The 18,018-nt window shown below is 61.5% G+C and carries 15 protein-coding genes; 12 read left to right on the plus strand and 3 right to left on the minus strand.

The annotated features are described in order from the left end of the window. Window positions 1-22: 22 nt before the first annotated feature. The 5 genes from A6U98_RS26320 (at window position 23) to A6U98_RS26340 (ending at window position 6,660) form a co-directional block, all read left to right on the plus strand. Window positions 23-1,906, plus strand: coding sequence for an ABC-F family ATP-binding cassette domain-containing protein (locus tag A6U98_RS26320; RefSeq protein ID WP_064654158.1), 1,884 nt, complete (start codon window positions 23-25; stop codon window positions 1,904-1,906). A 178-nt stretch (window positions 1,907-2,084) separates the two neighbouring features. Further along, complete coding sequence (locus tag A6U98_RS26325; RefSeq protein ID WP_064653937.1) at window positions 2,085-2,930, plus strand: polysaccharide deacetylase family protein; 846 nt, start codon at window positions 2,085-2,087, stop codon at window positions 2,928-2,930. 68 nt (window positions 2,931-2,998) lie between these two features. Next, the gene (locus A6U98_RS26330) at window positions 2,999-5,068 is read left to right on the plus strand and encodes a prolyl oligopeptidase family serine peptidase (RefSeq protein ID WP_064653938.1); all 2,070 of its coding nucleotides are present in this window, start codon (window positions 2,999-3,001) and stop codon (window positions 5,066-5,068) included. Window positions 5,069-5,157: 89 nt separating this feature from the next. Then, window positions 5,158-6,084 carry a Gfo/Idh/MocA family oxidoreductase gene (locus A6U98_RS26335; protein ID WP_064653939.1) on the plus strand — a complete coding sequence of 309 codons (927 nt, stop codon included), beginning with the start codon at window positions 5,158-5,160 and terminating at the stop codon, window positions 6,082-6,084. Between the two features lie 72 nt (window positions 6,085-6,156). Continuing rightward, on the plus strand, window positions 6,157-6,660 hold the full coding sequence (locus A6U98_RS26340) for a hypothetical protein (protein WP_064654159.1): 504 nt from the start codon (window positions 6,157-6,159) through the stop codon (window positions 6,658-6,660). Between the two features lie 101 nt (window positions 6,661-6,761). Here A6U98_RS26340 and A6U98_RS26345 read toward each other — a convergent pair whose 3' ends face one another. Beyond that, on the minus strand, window positions 6,762-7,211 hold the full coding sequence (locus tag A6U98_RS26345) for a DNA polymerase III subunit chi (RefSeq protein ID WP_064653940.1): 450 nt from the start codon (window positions 7,209-7,211) through the stop codon (window positions 6,762-6,764). Continuing rightward, complete coding sequence (locus A6U98_RS26350) at window positions 7,211-8,701, minus strand: leucyl aminopeptidase (RefSeq protein ID WP_064653941.1); 1,491 nt, start codon at window positions 8,699-8,701, stop codon at window positions 7,211-7,213. The genes A6U98_RS26345 and A6U98_RS26350 overlap by 1 nt, the downstream gene beginning before the upstream one ends. 144 nt (window positions 8,702-8,845) lie before the next feature. Between A6U98_RS26350 and A6U98_RS26355 the strand changes: the two genes are divergently transcribed. The 7 genes from A6U98_RS26355 to rsmA all read left to right on the plus strand — a co-directional run bounded on the left by A6U98_RS26355 (window position 8,846) and on the right by rsmA (window position 17,304). Further along, the gene (locus A6U98_RS26355; protein ID WP_064653942.1) at window positions 8,846-9,619 is read left to right on the plus strand and encodes a phosphatase PAP2 family protein; all 774 of its coding nucleotides are present in this window, start codon (window positions 8,846-8,848) and stop codon (window positions 9,617-9,619) included. A gap of 100 nt (window positions 9,620-9,719) precedes the next feature. Beyond that, window positions 9,720-10,901: an LPS export ABC transporter permease LptF gene (lptF, locus tag A6U98_RS26360; protein ID WP_064654160.1), complete on the plus strand. Its 1,182-nt coding sequence runs from the start codon at window positions 9,720-9,722 to the stop codon at window positions 10,899-10,901. Next, complete coding sequence (lptG, locus tag A6U98_RS26365; protein ID WP_011651253.1) at window positions 10,898-11,986, plus strand: LPS export ABC transporter permease LptG; 1,089 nt, start codon at window positions 10,898-10,900, stop codon at window positions 11,984-11,986. The genes lptF and lptG overlap by 4 nt, the downstream gene beginning before the upstream one ends. Continuing rightward, complete coding sequence (locus A6U98_RS26370) at window positions 11,986-14,313, plus strand: LPS-assembly protein LptD (RefSeq protein WP_064653943.1); 2,328 nt, start codon at window positions 11,986-11,988, stop codon at window positions 14,311-14,313. The genes lptG and A6U98_RS26370 overlap by 1 nt, the downstream gene beginning before the upstream one ends. Window positions 14,314-14,497: 184 nt before the next feature. Beyond that, a complete protein-coding gene (locus A6U98_RS26375) occupies window positions 14,498-15,442 on the plus strand; it encodes a peptidylprolyl isomerase (RefSeq protein ID WP_064653944.1) in 945 nt (314 codons plus the stop codon). Between the two features lie 6 nt (window positions 15,443-15,448). Next, window positions 15,449-16,477, plus strand: coding sequence for a 4-hydroxythreonine-4-phosphate dehydrogenase PdxA (gene pdxA, locus A6U98_RS26380; protein ID WP_064653945.1), 1,029 nt, complete (start codon window positions 15,449-15,451; stop codon window positions 16,475-16,477). After that, window positions 16,477-17,304 carry a 16S rRNA (adenine(1518)-N(6)/adenine(1519)-N(6))-dimethyltransferase RsmA gene (gene rsmA / locus A6U98_RS26385; protein WP_064653946.1) on the plus strand — a complete coding sequence of 276 codons (828 nt, stop codon included), beginning with the start codon at window positions 16,477-16,479 and terminating at the stop codon, window positions 17,302-17,304. Before pdxA ends, rsmA begins: the two co-directional genes overlap by 1 nt. A 50-nt stretch (window positions 17,305-17,354) precedes the next feature. On the opposite strand, the gene gmk is transcribed toward rsmA, so the two are convergent. Continuing rightward, a complete protein-coding gene (gene gmk, locus A6U98_RS26390; RefSeq protein ID WP_025393970.1) occupies window positions 17,355-18,017 on the minus strand; it encodes a guanylate kinase in 663 nt (220 codons plus the stop codon). Between the last annotated feature and the right edge of the window lies 1 nt (window position 18,018).

The raw sequence follows: 18,018 nt of genomic DNA on the forward strand, positions 1-18,018 counted from the left end.
GCTTTCGGCCAAAACGCCGGCCATGATCACGCTCACCGACATTTCTGCCCGCATCGCCGGGCGCCTGCTTCTCGACAATGCCAGCGTCTCGCTGCCTTCAGGCACGAAGGCAGGGCTCGTCGGGCGCAACGGCGCCGGCAAGTCCACGCTTTTTCGCGTCATCACCGGCGATCTCGGTGCGGAAACCGGATCGGTGTCGATCCCGAAGGCCGCACGTATCGGCCAGGTGGCGCAGGAAGCGCCGGCGACCGAGGATGCCCTGATCGAGATCGTGCTTGCCGCGGACAAGGAACGCACCGCCCTCGTTGCCGAGGCGGAAACGGCGACCGATCCCCACCGCATCGCCGAAATCCAGATGCGCCTTGTCGATATCGACGCGCATTCGGCCGAAGCACGCGCGGCGAGCATTCTTGCCGGACTCGGCTTCGACAAGGCGGCGCAAGCCCGCCCCGCCTCCTCCTTCTCCGGCGGCTGGCGCATGCGCGTCGCCCTTGCCGCCGTGCTGTTTTCCGAGCCGGATCTGCTTCTGCTCGACGAGCCGACCAACTATCTCGACCTCGAAGGCACGCTGTGGCTGGAAGACTATGTCAGGCGCTATCCGCACACCGTCATCATCATCAGCCACGATCGCGACCTCTTGAACAATGCTGTCAATGCGATCGTCCATCTCGACCAGAAGAAGCTCACCTTCTATCGCGGCGGCTACGACCAGTTCGAGCGGCAGAAGGCGGAAGCCGACGAGTTGCAGACGAAAGCCAAGGCCAAGAACGACGCGGCACGCAAACATCTGCAGGGCTTCATCGATCGCTTCAAGGCCAAGGCTTCCAAGGCCCGGCAGGCACAATCGCGCGTCAAGGCGCTGGAGCGCATGGGAACGGTCGCCGCGGTGATCGAGGACCACGTACAGCCGATCACTTTTCCCGAGCCGGAAAAGCAGCCGGCTTCGCCGATCGTCGCGATCCAGAGCGGCGCCGTCGGCTACGAGCCCGGCAATCCGATCCTGAAAAACCTCAATCTGCGCATCGACAATGACGACCGCATCGCCCTGCTCGGCTCGAACGGCAACGGCAAATCGACCTTCGCCAAATTCATTTCCGGCCGGCTGGCGCCGGAAAGTGGCGAAGTGAAGATCGCGCCGAGCCTGAAGATCGGCTTCTTCGCGCAGCACCAGCTCGACGACCTCATTCCCGAGCAATCGCCGGTGGAGCATGTGCGCCGGCTGATGCCGGGTGCGCCGGAAGCCAAGGTGCGCGCCCGCGTCGCCCAGATGGGGCTCGCGACCGAGAAGATGGCGACGGCCGCCAAGGATCTTTCCGGCGGCGAAAAAGCCCGATTGCTGATGGGGCTTGCCGCCTTCAATGCACCCAATCTGCTGATCCTCGACGAGCCGACCAACCACCTCGACATCGACAGCCGCCGCGCGCTGATCGAGGCGCTGAACGACTACGAGGGCGCCGTCATCCTGATCTCGCACGATCGCCATCTGATCGAGGCGACGGTCGATCGGCTGTGGCTGGTCAATGGCGGCACGGTGACGACCTTCGAAGGCGATATGGACGAATACCGCGACCTCATCGTCACATCCGGTAAAAAAAAAGAAGAAAAGCCGCAGCTAACTGAAGACGCTACGTCGAAGGCCGACCAGCGCAAGCTCAATGCCGAACGTCGCGCGTCGCTGACGCCGCTCAGGAAAAAGATCAACGAAATCGAATCCTTGACGGCGAAGCTGGAGAAACAGATTCAGGCGCTTGATGCGGAACTTGCGGATCCGGCCCTTTACGAGAAGACGCCCGCCAAAGCCGCCGAGAAGGTGAAGCAACGCGGCGAGGCCGCGGCAAAACTCGCTGCCGCCGAGGAAGACTGGCTGATGCTGTCTGCCGAATATGAAGAAGCGATGGCGGGATAGCCACAGGCCCTAGAACAGGATTTCGCCCGAAAACCGCTCACACTTTTCGGCATCATGCCTTAGCGAAAGCGTGGCGAAGTGCCGCGTATCAACGCAATTTCGGCCATTATCAACCGATCGTTAACCATAATCCGAAAGGTTGTCTCAACATTCGTTACCGATTTGTTGAGCCCTTTCCATGTATCGTTTTTTCGTTTTGTCCTGCATGGCCCTCACGGCCGCCCTCTCCGCCTGCAGCACCACCAGACAAACCGCTCCGGATACTTCGATCAAGACCTCATCGGTGATCGCGCCCGAGGGACGGGCGCTTGCCTATGCCGGCGACGATGCGACGCCGCACCTTGCCGGCCCGCATCATCTCGCCGGGCGGACGCTGGAGGTTTCCTCGCTTTCCGATCTCAAGCTGCAGGACAAGGAAGTGATCCTGAGCTTCGACGATGGCCCGATCCCCGGCCGGACGGACAAGGTGCTGGCAATCCTCGACCAGTTCGGCGTCAAGGGCGCCTTCATGATGGTCGGCGAAATGGCCGAGATGCATCCGGCGCTCGCCCGTAAGGTCGCCCAGGACGGCAACACGATCGGCAGCCACACTTATGACCACGCCAATTTGAGTTCGCTGAGTTTCGACGCGGCAATGGCCGAGGTGATCAGGGGTGAATTGGCGGTGACCAAGGCGACGGGAACCGATGTCTGCTTCTTCCGCTTCCCCTATCTTGCCGAGAGCCACAGGCTGCGCGCCGCGATCGCCATGCGCGACATGGTGGTCATGGATGTCGACATCGACAGCAAGGACTATTTCACCACGACGCGGGTCTCCGCGACGCAGCGGACGATGAACCTCCTGCACAAGCGCGGCCGCGGCATCATCCTGATGCACGACATCCACAAACGCACGGTGGCGATGCTGCCGAGCCTGCTCTCGCGGCTCGAAGCCGAAGGCTACAAGGTGGTGACGTTGAAATTCAAGAAGCGTGAGGTGCCGAACACCGTCGTCGCCACGGCCGATTTCGTGACGATCCGTTAAGGCGGGTTGCCAAGTCGGGACCGGCTGCCTAGATCTTGGCGACGTCAACGAAAGCCGGCAGGTCGGATATGAACCTTCATCTCGAAACGGACGACGATCCGCGCACCCGCCAGTTCATCGACGAGCACAACCGGGTTTCCGACGCGGCACTGAGAACACCTGAATTCGTGAGGGATCGCGATGCGATCAAGGCGCTGATCGAGCGGCAGGACAGACTGATCGTTCCGATGCGCCGAGGCGAGTGGCTGTTCGATTTCCGGCAGAGCAAGGACAATCCTCTCGGCATCTGGCTCCGCCTGCCGGCAAATCAGGAGCCACTGCCGGACGCCGCCTGGGAGCCGGTCTTCGATCTCGACGCCTTCTGCGCCAGCGAAGGCAAGCGCTGGAATTGGCGCGGCGCCGTCACCTGCCCATGGGAGCCGACGCGGGTGCTGCTTACGCTTTCGGACGGCGGCTCCGACCTTCTCCGGCTGCTCGAATTCGACGCCGAGCGGAAACAGGTCGTCGAGGGCGGCTTCGATACACCGGCCGCACGATCGCATGCCACTTGGCTGAGCCGCGACGAAATCTGCTATTTCGGTTCCATCGACCAATTTTCGGCGACCCGCTCGGGATGGCCGCGCGTCGGACGGCGATTGAAGCGCGGGCAGCGACCGGAAGATGCCGCCGTCATGTTCGAAGCCGCCAACGAGGACGTCTACGGCTTCAATCTCGTCATCGACCCTGCCCTATCAGGCGCTTCGGCGGATCGCGGATTGATCGATATTTTCGTCGCCGCCCACGAGATCGGCGTCGCGAGCGCTTTCCTGATCGCCAACGACGGCACACAGCGGCGCATCGATCTGCCTAAGGAAGCCGATTTCCAGTTCAATCATGATCATTGCCTTTGGCGGGCAAAGACCGATGAACGCGTTGCAACCGGCAGCCTGGTGCTGCAACGCTTCGATCCCGCCTCGGAGACCGCCCTGCTCGGGCCGGAGCGCATCCTGTTTCAGCCTGGCGAGGGCCAATCCATCGCGCAGATGATGCTGATGCAAGAATGGTGCGTTTTCATCATCTCCGATCGGCTGCGTCCGCGTCTCATGGTGCTGGACCTGACAAGGCCCGATGCCGAACAGCGCGAGATCGCACTGCCGGCGGATATGCAGACGGCTCACTTCAGGCCGCTCCATGCGGATCTGCATCTTGGCGACGATACTCTCCACATCGTCGGCCAGGGCTTCCTGCAGCCTCCCGTCTGTTACCGCCTCGAGCTGTCGGATCGCAGCAAGCAGGCCGAGCCGATTTTCGTCGCAGCGGCGCCGAGCTATTTCGATGCGACCGATATGTCATCCGAACTGCTGGAGGCTGTTTCCGAGGACGGAACGAGGGTTACCTATCGGCTGGTCCTGCCGAAGCAGTGGACCAAGGGCGCGCTGCCGGTGCTGCTTTATGGCTATGGCGGCTTCGATGTCTCGTTGTCGCCAAGCTATTCCGGCGTGACGGGACGCTGGCTGGAACAAGGCGGCGCCTATGTGCAGGCCTATATTCGCGGCGGCGGCGAATTCGGGCCCGACTGGTATCGCAGCGCCAAGCGGCAGGGGCGAGACCGGGCGTTTGCCGACTTCGTCGCCATCGCTCGCGATCTCGTCGCCCGCGGCTATACCGTGCCGTCGCGGATCGCCTGCCAGGGCGGCAGCAATGGCGGCCTGCTGACCGGCGTGATGCTGACGCGCTATCCCGATGATTTCGGCGCCGTCTGGTGCCAGGTGCCTGTCCTCGACATGACACGCTTCCACCTGTTCAGCGCAGGGCAAGCCTGGATGGACGAATATGGCGACCCGGAGACGCCGGTGGACCGGGATTTCATGCTCGGTTATTCGCCGCTTCACAATGTCGGGCCGGCGACCAAGGTCAGCTATCCGCCGATCTACATCGAAAGCTCCGCCAATGACGACCGCGTGCATCCCTCGCATGCGCGCCGCTTTGCCGCGCGGCTGGAGGAAGAAGGACACCGGCCGCTGTTCCATGAATTCGGCTCTGGCGGGCATGGCGGCGACGGCAATTCCGAAGAGCGCGCCGCCCGCGCGGCGATGGGCTACAGCTTCCTTCGCCAAACCATCATGCGCTACGAACCATCATGCGCTAGGATGCGATAGAATGGAGGAGCAGAGCTTGTCGGCGCGCCTCTTTCTGATACAAACACGTCAATAAATCATACTTTTCATACAGGCTCGAGCGAAACACCATGTCACCTATCAACCTCGCCATCGTCGGCGTCGGCAAGATCGTCCGCGACCAGCACCTTCCCTCCATCGCCAAGAACCCGGATTTCGAACTCGTCGCCACGGCAAGCCGCCACGGCACGGTCGAAGGCGTCAAGAGCTATACGTCGATCGAAGCGATGCTCGATGCCGAGCCCTCGATCGATGCCGTTTCGCTCTGCATGCCGCCGCAATATCGCTACGAGGCGGCCTATAAGGCGCTCGTCGCCGGCAAGCACGTCTTCCTGGAAAAGCCGCCAGGCGCGACGCTCAGCGAAGTGGCCGATCTCGAAGCGCTGGCGAACAAGCAGGGTGCGTCGCTTTTTGCCAGCTGGCATTCTCGCTATGCGCCAGGTGTCGAGGCCGCCAAGGCGTTTCTTGCCTCGACGACGATTGAAAGCGTGCATGTGATCTGGAAGGAGGATGTCCGCCACTGGCATCCGAACCAGGAATGGATCTGGCAGGCCGGCGGCCTCGGCGTTTTCGATCCCGGCATCAACGCGCTGTCGATCGTCACCCATATCCTGCCGCGGCCGATCTTCATCACCGAGGCCGTGCTCGAATTTCCCGAGAATCGCGATGCGCCGATCGCGGCCGACATTCACTTCCGCAATGCTGACGGCCTGCCGGTTCACGCCGAATTCGACTGGCGCCAGACCGGCAAGCAGAGCTGGGACATCGTCGCGGAGACGGCAGCCGGCCAGATGGTGCTTGCCGAGGGCGGCGCCAAGCTTTTGATCGACGGCACGCTGAGATTCGCCGAGCCGGAGCAGGAATATCCCTCGCTCTACCGTCGCTTTGCCGAAATCATCAAGGCCGGCAAATCGGATGTCGATCTCGCGCCGCTGCGCCACGTCGCCGATGCCTTCATGCTTGGCAAGCGGAAATTCGTCGACGCCTTCCACGACTGAGCGTCGCAATAACGTCATAGAAACCGGCAAGATTTGCCGGCCTATGGCAACAATGTTCGGGGGCAGCCGCTCATGAGCAACAAAATTGGCCGCAAGGGCCGATTTTTCCGCGTGTTGAAAATTGGCATCCTTGTGGTGCCGCTTCTCGGCCTTGCAGCATGTTCGGGCGAAGAGGTCGTCATGCCGCCTGACCCACCGGGCATTTCCCGATCCGAGGAATATTCCTTCGGATCGGCGACCCAGGCCCAGGATTGGCAGGCCACCCGCAAGGTGCTGGGCCAACTGGAAGGGCGGTTCGGAGAGAAGTCCATGCGTATCCTGGCACGCAACCTCGCCAGCACCACCGACCCGCAGACCATCAAGGTCTATTATGCCGAACGCCTTGTCCACCAAGCCGGCTGGGCGGAAATGCCGGTCAGCACCTTTGCCGACAAGGCGTGGGCATTCGCTTTGGTCAGTCCGAATGGAAAGCATGTTTTGGCAGTCGAGGCGCTCGACGCGTCGGAAAGTGCTGGCGGGATCGTACCCCTCAATATCCTGACGAACCTCGACGAGGACAAGGGTTCGAAACGGTAGCGGCGTTCGCTGGCCGGGAGGCGAAGTTGGGCGGCTTCATGCAGCAATTCAAAGTGTTACTGCGTCCTTTGCGGCCCTCGAAAAGACGCGCGGCGAAACGCTCAGGCCTTCTTCTCCCATCGCCCTTCCGGTGTCTGCTGCCAATAGGTGAGGTTATGTCCCTCGCCTTTCAGCTTCTTCCACTGCGCACGGGCGGTGTCCAGTTGCTCCTGGTCGTGACCGTCGAACATGAAGACGATGCGCTCATAGGCATCTGCCGGCGGCGGCTCGGCGCCGTCGACGATGAAACGCACGGTCGCCGCATTGGTATTGCCTGATGTCACCGTCAAAAGCACCGGCTGGCTTTCGGCAAAATCCGCCTCGTCGGTGCCGTGCGGCAGGAAGCTCTCCTCGCGGAAAGTCCAAAGATGCTGATCGAGTGCATCACGCCGCGCCGGCTCGCGCGTCTGGACGGCAACGCGCCAGCCGCGCTCGACGCTTTTGTCGATGAGCGGCGGAAGCGCGTCCTCCAGCCTGGATTCGGTCAAATGATAGAAGAGAACGTCCGTCATCAGGATTCATAATGGGCGCGAACGAGCTCGTCGAGCAGGCGCACGCCGAAGCCGGACCCCCAGGACTGGTTGATCTCGTCTTGCGGTGAGCCCATCGCCGTGCCCGCGATATCGAGATGCGCCCAAGGCGTGTCCTGCACGAAGCGCTTGAGGAAATGCGCGGCCGTGATCGAGCCGGCCTGTCGGCCACCGGTGTTCTTCATATCGGCGAACTTGCTGTCGATCAGCTTGTCGTAATCCCTGCCGAGCGGCATGCGCCAGAGTTTTTCGTTGCTCGAAAGACCGGCTGCCGTCAGTTGGGTGGAAAGCTGGTCGTCATTGGAGAACAACCCGGCATGCACATTGCCGAGCGCCACGATGATCGCCCCGGTCAGCGTTGCGAGATTGATCATGAACTGCGGCTTAAAGCGGTCGTTGCAGTACCAGAGCGCATCGCAGAGCACGAGGCGGCCCTCGGCATCGGTGTTGATCACCTCGATCGTCTGGCCGGACATCGATGTGACGATGTCGCCCGGACGCTGGGCGTTACCATCAGGCATGTTCTCGACCAGGCCGATGATCCCGACCGCGTTGACGGCTGCCTTGCGGGAGGCGAGCACATGCATGAGGCCGGTAACGGCTGCCGCACCGCCCATATCGCCCTTCATATCTTCCATGCCGGCGGCCGGCTTGATCGAAATCCCGCCGGTATCGAAGACGACACCCTTGCCGATGAAGGCGACGGGGCGATCCTTGCCCTTGCCGCCCTTCCACTGCATGACCGCCAGGCGCGGCGGGCGCACGGAGCCCTGGGCGACGCCGAGAAGGGCGCCCATACCGAGGCGGCGCATTTCGCGCTCCGTCAGGATTTCCACTTCGACGCCGAGCTTTTCCAGCTCCTTCGCCTTGGCGGCGAACTCGACGGGTCCAAGTACGTTCGGCGGTTCGTTGACGAGGTCGCGGGCAAGATTGACGCCGCCGGCGATCGCCTCGGAATCTGAAAACGCCTTCTTGGCACCAGCCGGATCGGCGGTGACGATCGTCACCTTGACGGATTTCGCCGGTTTTTCTTCCTCGTCGCTCTTCTTCGTCTTGTAGGTATCGAAGCTATAGGCGCGCAGCAGCATGCCGAGCGCGAAATCGGCGGCTGCCCGCGCGCTGGTCTCGAGGCCAGGCACGTCGATGAAGACAGCGGCCTTGTCGGTATTCTTGATTCTCGATGCCGCAGCACCGCCGGCCTTCAGCCAGTCATGGTCGGTGATTTCGGCGGCCTTGCCAAGCCCGATGACGACGATGCGGTCGACGGGCGCGCCTTCGGGGGCGACAATATCGAGCCCGCTCATGGATTTCGCGGAGAATCGCGCGATCCTCGCAGCCTTGGCGATCACACCTGCCGGGTCGACTGTTTCAGCGCCGGCAGCGCTGTCGGCCTCCGCGGTCTTCAACAGGATCGCCAAGCCGCCACTGAGCTTTGCCGACTTCGAGAATGAAATTTCCAACTTTACTGACATGTCTTCTCCGCTGGGATTCTTTGAAATCCGTCCCTGGCGGATAATTTCGCGTTTGGCGGGTCTGTCAATGGCTTGCGACAATTGTTATGGTCGCCCGCGGCCATCACGGCCCTCATGTTTTCGTCAGTTTCGTAGATATTCGCGTTGACAGTTTTTTCGAAAAATCGATGGCGGGGCCTGGCAACCCGCCTGCCGAAAACGACTTTCGGCGCATTCATGCTGCTGTTTTGGACGTGGTGGGCGCTGCTTGCCGTCTTCCGCGCCTTTCCCGGAATAGACATCTATTTTTCCCAGCTTTTTTTCGTGGGCGCAGATTGCGACACGACTGCTGCTGCCGGAAGCATCTGCGGCGGCTTTCCCTATCGCGACGTCGCGACCTTCGACCTGTTGCGCACTCTCTTCTTCCGCCTGCCCTATGTGGTGGCGATCGTGATGCTGTGGAAACTCGTCGAATGCTACCAGCAGCATGGCGCGACCTTCAACGCCCGGCGCGCGCAAAAGCTCAAAGTCGCGCTCGGAACGCTGCTGATCGGGCCGGTGCTGCTCGTCAATGTCGTCCTGAAGGAACATTGGGGCCGGCCGCGGCCGATACAGACGGACATTTTCGGCGGTACGCTGCATTTCGTCGAGGCAGGTTCGCTTGCCGGAAAATGCGTTTCGAACTGCTCGTTCGTCTCCGGCGAGGCAGCGAGTGCCGGCTGGCTCTTCTGCCTTCTGCTCTTCGTTCCAAAATCGCTGCGTTATGCGGTGGCGGCGCCCCTGGCGGCGATCTCGATCCTCACCCCGGCGATGCGGCTATCCTTCGGCGCACACTATCTATCCGACGTCGTTCTTGGATGGCTTTCGTCGCTTGTCGTCTTCGCTGCATTGCTGGCGTTAACTGAGTCGCAACAGCATCAAAAAAATTCTGAAATTTGAATGAATTTTTGACACCAGCTTGTCGCAAAAGCGCGACAAAGAGCGTAGAGGGATTCTCCTGCAAAGCCGTTTGGGCGTGCAGGTGCTTTCAAGGGCAGGCATGAAACTACTCGAGACATACATATTGCGGCGCGTCGGCCAGATGTTTCTCGTGGCGCTCCTGCCCGTTCTGGCGATCATTTGGACGACTCAGGTTCTGCAGCGCATCAATCTGGTCACCGACAGCGGCCAGTCGATCGGCTCGTTCGCCAAGCTGGCGACGATGATTCTGCCGTCGATCATTCCTGTCGTGCTGCCCTTCGCTCTCGTTATCGCGATCACCCAGACGCTGACGACGATGAACAATGATTCCGAGCTCACCGTCATCGACGCGGCGGGCGCGCGGCGCAGCGTGCTGATCCGCCCGATCCTGCTGCTTGCCGCCGTCATCAGCGTCTTTTCCTTCTTCGTCGACAACGTCGTCGAGCCGCGCGCAAAGACCGTCGTGCGCCAGATGATCGCCGAGACCTATGCTGACCTCCTCTCTTCGGTGATCGAGGAAAAGACCTTCCGCAAGCTCGATGAAGGCCTCTATGTACAGATCTCGCAACGGATGGCGGGCCGCATGCTGAAGGGCCTTTTCGTCGCCGACGAGCGCGACCCGGCCTATGAACTGATCTATTATGCGAAGGAAGGCGCCGTCGACGACACGGGCACGACGCTGATCATGCATGAAGGCGAAGTGCACCGCAAAACGCCCGATGGCAACGTCTCGGTCATCAATTTCGATTCCTATTCCTTCGACCTCTCGGACATGACGGAGAATCGCGGTCAGGCGACGTTGCGCGCCAGCGACCGTGACCTGTGGTTCCTGTTCAATCCGGATCCGGCCGACAAGGACTATACGATCCGGCCGCAAAGCTACCGCGCCGAACTGCATCGGCGGCTGACCGACTGGATCCTGCCTGTCGTCTTTGCCCTGTTTTCACTGGCGATCGCTGGCGATGCCCGCTCGCACCGCGAAGCGCGGCTGCATCCGATGGTGAGCGCTCTCGCCTATGCCTTCGCGATGCGATGGGCGGCCTTCTACGCGGCCAATCAGATCGATACCGATCCTGAATATATCGCCGTCCTCTACGCCGTCCCGATCGTCAGCAGCATCGTCTCGATCGTCTTCCTCGGCCTGCACAAACGACTGGTCATGCCTTCGTTCATCCGCGACCGGATTTCGTCTTTCTGGAGACGGATGCAGGAAAGGCTGCTTGCCGCAACCGGCCGGACCGGCGGGGGCACTGCCCAATGATGTTCGGGACATTGTCGCGTTATTTCTTTCGCCGCTATCTGGTGACGACGGGCTGGTTCCTGATCGGCGTCTCGGCGATTTCTTTCCTCCTCGATTTCAGCGAGACGGCGGGCCGCATGTCCGGCCTTCCCGGCTACACGATCGGCGGCGGCGTGTTGATGACCGCGGTGCGCTTGCCACTCATCCTGCAGCAGACAGTGCCGTTCATCGCGCTGTTCGTCGGCATGACGGTGCTGATCGGCCTCAACAGGAAATATGAACTCGTCGTCACGCGCGCCGCCGGCATTTCGGTCTGGCAGTTCATGTTCCCCTTCATCGCCGGCTCGCTGGCGCTCGGCCTGCTGACGATGGCGGCGCTGAACCCGCTTGCCGCCTGGGGACAGCGCCAGGCGCTGCTGGTCGAATCCGACTGGCGCGGCGAGAACGCAGTTCTGCGCAAGGCGCCGCAGATTCCGTGGCTGCGCCAGATCAGTGGCCGGGACGATGTCATCATCGGCGCCCAGACGGTCCAGGAGAACGGAACCAAGCTGATCGACGCGGTGCTGATCCATTTCGATTCAAGCGGTCAGGTCATTCTGAGACAGGACGCCGCCACGGCAAAATTGGAAGATGGTTACTGGCAACTTAACACGGTTGTCGAGCGCAAGCCTGGCGAAATCCCCGTGCGTAAAGCTTCGGTTCAACTTCGCACCAATCTGAAACAGGACTTCGTCCAGGAGCGGCTTACAGCGCCGGAAACAATTGGTTTCTTTGACCTTTCCAACCGGATTGCGGCGGCCAAATCCTTCGGCATCTCGACCAAGGCGCTGGAGACGCAATTCAACTCCCTGTTGTCCCAGCCATTGCTGCTGGTGGCCATGACTTTCATAGCCGCAACAGTGTCCCTAAAATTTAGCCGGTTCAACCAATCCCGCTCCGTGATTCTGGGTGGCATCCTTTCGGGCTTCATGCTTTATGTCATCACCGTGCTTGTAAAGGCATTCGGAAGCAGTGGAGTTGTGCCCCCCTTCGTGGCGACGTGGATACCGGTGGTCGTCGCGCTGGCGTTAGGTGCGACTATTCTGCTTCATCAGGAGGACGGCTAGTGGCGGCAGGCGACCGCAAGTATTTTAGTAAACAGCTGGTTGCCCTGCTTGTCAGTGCGGCTTTATGTTCCTATTTCGGCAGCGCCCCGGCCTCTTTCGGCCAGGCCAGCGCGCCCGAACAAAATATAGAGAAGAAGATTCCCGAAGGGGCCAAGCTTCTGCTTTCGGCCAATGAACTGGTCTATAACCGTGACGCCGATCTGGTGTCGGCGGTCGGCGGCGTGCAGATCAACTATGGCGGCTATAAAATGGTCGCGCAGAAGGTCGAGTACAATCAGAAGACCGGCCGGATGATGGCGCTCGGGAATGTCGAGTTGGTCAGCCCGGACGGCAACCGTATCTATGCCGACAACCTTGATGTGACCGACAATTTTGCCGACGGGTTCCTGAACTCGTTGCGCATCGAGACCGCCGACAATACCCGCATCGTCGCCGAAAGCGGCGAGCGCGTCGGCGGCACGATGATGATTCTCAACAAGGGCGTCTACACGGCCTGCCTTCCCTGCGCCGAAGATCCGAAGCGCGCGCCCTTCTGGCAGGTCAAGGCCCAGCGGGTGATCCAGAACGGCGAGACGCATACGATCCGTCTGGAGAGGGCGCGCTTCGAGCTGCTCGGCCATCCGATCGCCTTCCTGCCGTTCATCGAAGTTCCCGACAATACGGTGAAACGTAAGTCCGGCTTTCTGTTTCCGACGATGAGCCTGTCGCAGAATCTCGGCTTCGGTCTTTCCGTTCCTTATTACTATGTGATCTCGCCGAGCATGGACGCGACGGTCACCGCCACGGGCTACACCGCCCAGGGCTTCCTCATCGAAGGCGAATTTCGCCAACGCTTCGAAAATGGCACGCATATTCTGCGCGTCGCCGGCATCGACCAGGCAAAGCCGGGCAACTTCAGCTCCGGCACCAGCGATGCCGAAGCCGAGCAGCGTGGCATGGTGGCTTCGAAGGCCGAATTCCGCATCAATCCGCGCTGGACGTTCGGCTGGGACGTCATGATGCAGAGCGACAACAATTTCTCGAAAACGTACAAGCTGCGGGGCCTGACCGGTACGGATCGTACCAACCAGATTTACCTGACAGGGCTCGGGAAACGCAATTATTTCGACATGCGGGCGTTCTATTTCGACGTCCAGGATGCCGATCGGACGAATACCGCTGAAAAGCAGCAGGCGATCGTCTATCCGTCGCTCGACTATCACTATGTGGCGCCGCAACCGCTTGCCGGCGGCGAACTTTCGGCGGATGTCAATCTGACGAATATTTCGCGCACACATGACGATTTTTATACCGTCGACGGCTTCGACCGTTTCCGCGGCTTGAGGGGCCAGACTTCGCGGCTGACTGCCGAGCTGCAATGGAAGCGCACCTACGTCACGCCGACCGGCCTGGTGATCACGCCGCTTCTGGCCGCGCGCGGCGATGCCTTCGCGCTGAACATGGATGATCCCACCGGCTACACCGGCAACTACGTCGATGGCAATTCCGCCACCCGCTCGATGTTCACAGCCGGGCTGGAAATGCGTTATCCGATCTTGATGACGACGGACAATAGCACCCATATCCTCGAGCCGATCGCACAGATCTATGCCCGCCCCGACGAGCAGCTCGCCGGCCGCCTGCCGAACGAGGATGCGCAAAGCTTCGTCTTCGACGCCACCTCGCTGTTCGACCGCGACAAGTTCTCGGGCTACGACCGCGTCGAAGGCGGTACTCGCGCCAATATCGGCGTTCAGTACACCGGTACATTCGACAGCGGCTACAAGCTGCACGGCATCTTCGGCCAATCCTATCAGATCGCCGGCCAGAACTCGTTTGCGACCGATGACCTCGTCAACGTCGGCGCGGAATCGGGCCTTCAAACCGACCGCTCCGATTATGTCGGCCTTGGCGGCGTCGAAACACCGTACGGCGTTTCCGTCGCAGCCTCCTACCGGCTCGACGAAAAAGATTTCGAATTCCGTCGCGGCGACCTGACGACGGCCTACCAGAACGACACCTTCTCGACGCAGCTGACCTACACCCATCTCAGCGCCCAGCCGGCATATGGCTTCGCCGAGGACAATGACGAGATCCAGACCAACAGCAGCGTCAAGTTCAAGGATTACTGGTCGATTTTCGGCGGCATAGCCTGGGATTTGAACAATGATGTGATCAGCCGGCGGACGATCGGCCTCTCTTATGACGACGAATGCACGATTTTCACGATCGCCTATACGGACAGCAGAGATTCCGCCGACGAGTCGGGAAGCGACTGGACAATCGGCGCACGGCTGACCTTCCGCACGCTCGGCGACATCAAGATCGGTACCGACACCCTCGAATGACGGGCGATCGGCGCAAACATGGCCTGAAGCCATTCTTTCGCCGTAAGCCTGTGCAGGACATTGCCGCCAGTCGGTATCTGAGGCATAGGGGTTTCGCGCCGTGATGGAAGCGATTTCAGCGTGTCTCGCACTGTGGTAAGAACGCCGCGAACAACGTCTCGCGGCGCTATCGGGAGGTCAACAGATGATTGACGCGAAAAAAGCCATAACTAAGTTCCTCGCCGGGGCGGCGCTTGCATTGCTGACAGGCCTTGCCGGTCCAGCGCTTGCGGTCAGTGAAGTCAAGGCCGTGGTGAACGGCACCGCCATCACCAGCGGCGATGTCGCAAAGCGCCAGGCCTTCCTGCGCCTGCAGCATACGAAGGCCGATGCCAAGACCGCCCAGGAGCAATTGATCGACGAGACGCTCAAGCGGCAGGAAGTCGCCCGAGTGCGTATGTCGGTTTCGCAGCAGGACGTCGATGCGTCTTTCGCGCGCTTTTCGAGCGGCAACAAGCTTTCCCCGGAGCAGATGTCGCAGATCCTCGATCGCGCCGGCGTTGGCGTCGATCATTTCAAGGGTTTCATCGCCGTGCAGATGAGCTGGCCGCGTGTCGTCAACGCCCGCTACGGCTCGACCTCGCGGCTGTCGAACTATGATCTCGTCTCGCGCATGATGCAGAACAACAAGCAGAAGCCGGTGACGACGGAATATATGCTGCAGCAGATCATCTTCGTCATTCCGCAGGCCAAGCGCGGCGCCATCACCGGCAAGCGCAAGGGCGAGGCCGAGGCGTCGCGCTCCAAATTTCCGGGCTGCGATCAGGCAAAGGTGTTTGCTGCGACGATGCGCGACGTTTCGGTGCGCGATCTCGGCCGCCTGCTCGCCCCCGAGATTCCGCCGGATTGGAAGCCGCTGGTCGAGCAGGCCAAGGGCAACACGACGGGGACCCGCGTCACCGACAAGGGCGTCGAATATCTGGCAATCTGCAGCCAGCGGCAGGTCTCTGACGACCAGGCCGCTGAAATGGTCTTCCGCCAGGAAGATCTCGACAAGTCCAAGGGTGGCAAGGATGCCAGCCCGGAGAACGAAAACAGCAAGAAATACCTGGATGAGCTGCGCAAAAAGGCGCAGATCGCCTATCGCTGACCGACAATGGCGATATCGTTTTCGCGACCGCTTGCGCTGAGCCAGGGCGACCCCGCCGGCATCGGGCCGGATATTACTCTGATGGCCTGGCTCCGGCGGCGTGAACTCGGACTGCCGCCTTTCTTCCTGATCGGCGACCCCGATGTTCTGGCGCTGAGAGCCCGCCAGCTCAATCTGGCGATTTCGATTCGCGAGACCGATGAAGCCAGCGAAGCCGCCGGGATTTTTGTCGACGCCCTGCCCGTCATGACCATACCTGCTGGTATCGAGGTCGTGGCCGGCGAACCGCATGCGGCAACGGCGAAAGGCACGATCGCGTCGATCGAGAAAGCCGTGTCGCTTGTCTTCAGCGGCGAGGCGCTCGCGGTCGTCACCAATCCGATCGCCAAGGCCGTGCTTTACGAGGCGGGTTTCCGGTTTCCCGGCCATACCGAATTTCTCGCCGATCTCGCCGCCAGGGCGACCGGCCGGCCGGTGACACCTGTCATGATGCTGTCCGGACCGAAGCTCCGAGCCATTCCCGTCACCATCCATATTCCGGTCCGCGACGTGCCGCAGGCGCTGACGGGCGAACTGATCACGGAAACCTGCAGGATCGCCCATGAAGATCTGAAGCAGCGCTTCGGCATCGAGGCGCCGCGGCTCGCCGTTGCCGGTCTCAACCCGCATGCGGGCGAAGGCGGGGCGATCGGCACGGAGGACGAAGACGTCATCCGTCCGGCGATCGAGCGCCTGCGCGACGAGGGCATCGATGCGATCGGCCCCCTGCCCGCCGATACGATGTTTCATGACGAGACGCGGTCGCGATACGACGTCGCCATCTGCATGTATCACGATCAGGCGCTGATCCCGGTCAAGGCACTTGGTTTCGACGACAGCGTCAACGTAACGCTCGGGCTTCCCTTCGTGCGCACCTCGCCGGATCACGGCACCGCTTTCGGCATTGCCGGCAGGGGACTGGCGCGCGAGCACAGCCTCGTTGCGGCGCTGAAGCTCGCCGCCCAGCTCGGCCGCAGCGCGGAAAGCCGCCGCTGATGGCAGCACTCGATGGCCTGCCGCCACTTCGCGACGTCATCCAGCGTCACGGCCTCGATGCACGCAAGGCGCTCGGGCAGAACTTCCTGCTCGACCTCAACCTCACGCAGAAGATCGCCCGCACGGCGGGAGCGCTCGAAGATGCGACCGTTTTCGAGGTCGGCCCCGGCCCCGGGGGGCTGACGCGCGCGATCCTGGCGCTCGGCGCCAGGAAAGTTATCGCCATCGAGCGGGATACACGCTGCCTGCCGGCGCTTGCCGAGATCGCCGATCATTATCCTGGCCGGCTGGAGGTGATCGAAGGCGATGCGCTGAAGACGGATTTCGAGACATTGGCGCCGCAAGGCCCGATCAAGATCATTGCCAACCTGCCCTACAATGTCGGCACGCAGTTGCTGGTCAACTGGCTGCTGCCGAAAGCCTGGCCGCCGTTCTGGCAGTCGCTGACGCTGATGTTTCAGAAGGAAGTCGGCGAGCGTATCGTCGCCAACGAAGACGACGACCATTACGGCCGTCTCGGCGTGCTCTGCGGCTGGCGGACGGAGGCACGCATGGCCTTCGACGTGCCGCCGCAGGCCTTCACGCCGCCGCCGAAGGTGACGTCGACGGTCGTGCAACTGACTCCCCGCGAAAACCCGATTCCCTGCGCTGTCGCCAATCTGGAAAAGGTGACGCAGGCGGCCTTCGGCCAGCGCCGCAAGATGCTGCGCCAAAGCCTGAAACCGCTCGGCGGCGAGAGCCTGCTCGTCAAGGCCGGGATCGATCCGGCGCGGCGGGCTGAAACCTTGTCCGTCGAGGAATTCTGCCTGTTGGCAAACAGTCTTTAAATCCGGGATGGCGTCATCCGAAAACTGTGCACAGTTTTCGGCATCACGCTTTAAAGTGACGGCGTCTCTTCCAGCAACTCGCGGACGAAGTCGAACATGCCATGGCGGCGGTCGCGGCGCAGGCGTTCGGCCTTGACGATCGACTGGACGGCGTCGAGGGCGGCGTTGAGATCGTCGTTGACGATGACATAGTCGTATTCGCGCCAGTGGGCGATCTCGGCGCGGCTGTTGGCGAGACGCGTCTGAATGACCTCCTCGGAATCCTCGGCACGGCGGTGCAGCCGCGACTGGAGTTCGGTCATGGTTGGCGGCAGCACGAAGATCGAGACGACGTCGGCCGACATCTTCTCCTGCAATTGCTGGGCGCCCTGCCAATCGATGTCGAAGAGCATGTCGCGGCCTTCGGCCATCGCCTGCTCGACCGGCTCACGCGGCGTGCCGTAGAAATTGCCATGCACCTCGGCCCATTCGAGCAGCGCGTCGCTATCGCGCAGCCGTTCGAACTCGCGCACACTCTTGAAGTGGTAATGCACATCCTCGACTTCGCTCGGGCGGCGCTGGCGCGTGGTGACGCTGACGGACAGGCCGATTTGCCTGTCGGTCTCCAGTAGCGTGCGCGCGATGGTGGATTTGCCGGCGCCTGATGGCGACGAGATGACAAGCATCAGACCGCGGCGGGCGATCTGCACGGGCGAGGATTTCGCCGGTTTCATG

Source organism: Rhizobium sp. WYCCWR10014, from assembly GCF_001657485.1.
In the GTDB taxonomy this organism is placed as follows: Bacteria; Pseudomonadota; Alphaproteobacteria; order Rhizobiales; family Rhizobiaceae; genus Rhizobium.

What these genes read in the sequence shown, in the direction of transcription:
- lptG (WP_011651253.1), top strand. Translation starts at nt 10,898, where the DNA reads ATGATGTTCGGGACATTGTCGCGTTATTTCTTTCGCCGCTATCTGGTG.
- A6U98_RS26325 (WP_064653937.1), top strand. Translation starts at nt 2,085, where the DNA reads ATGTATCGTTTTTTCGTTTTGTCCTGCATGGCCCTCACGGCCGCCCTC.
- A6U98_RS26340 (WP_064654159.1), top strand. Translation starts at nt 6,157, where the DNA reads ATGAGCAACAAAATTGGCCGCAAGGGCCGATTTTTCCGCGTGTTGAAA.
- A6U98_RS26345 (WP_064653940.1), bottom strand. Translation starts at nt 7,211, where the DNA reads ATGACGGACGTTCTCTTCTATCATTTGACCGAATCCAGGCTGGAGGAC.
- A6U98_RS26350 (WP_064653941.1), bottom strand. Translation starts at nt 8,701, where the DNA reads ATGTCAGTAAAGTTGGAAATTTCATTCTCGAAGTCGGCAAAGCTCAGT.
- pdxA (WP_064653945.1), top strand. Translation starts at nt 15,449, where the DNA reads ATGGCGATATCGTTTTCGCGACCGCTTGCGCTGAGCCAGGGCGACCCC.
- lptF (WP_064654160.1), top strand. Translation starts at nt 9,720, where the DNA reads ATGAAACTACTCGAGACATACATATTGCGGCGCGTCGGCCAGATGTTT.
- A6U98_RS26320 (WP_064654158.1), top strand. Translation starts at nt 23, where the DNA reads ATGATCACGCTCACCGACATTTCTGCCCGCATCGCCGGGCGCCTGCTT.
- A6U98_RS26375 (WP_064653944.1), top strand. Translation starts at nt 14,498, where the DNA reads ATGATTGACGCGAAAAAAGCCATAACTAAGTTCCTCGCCGGGGCGGCG.
- A6U98_RS26330 (WP_064653938.1), top strand. Translation starts at nt 2,999, where the DNA reads ATGAACCTTCATCTCGAAACGGACGACGATCCGCGCACCCGCCAGTTC.
- rsmA (WP_064653946.1), top strand. Translation starts at nt 16,477, where the DNA reads ATGGCAGCACTCGATGGCCTGCCGCCACTTCGCGACGTCATCCAGCGT.
- A6U98_RS26335 (WP_064653939.1), top strand. Translation starts at nt 5,158, where the DNA reads ATGTCACCTATCAACCTCGCCATCGTCGGCGTCGGCAAGATCGTCCGC.
- gmk (WP_025393970.1), bottom strand. Translation starts at nt 18,017, where the DNA reads ATGAAACCGGCGAAATCCTCGCCCGTGCAGATCGCCCGCCGCGGTCTG.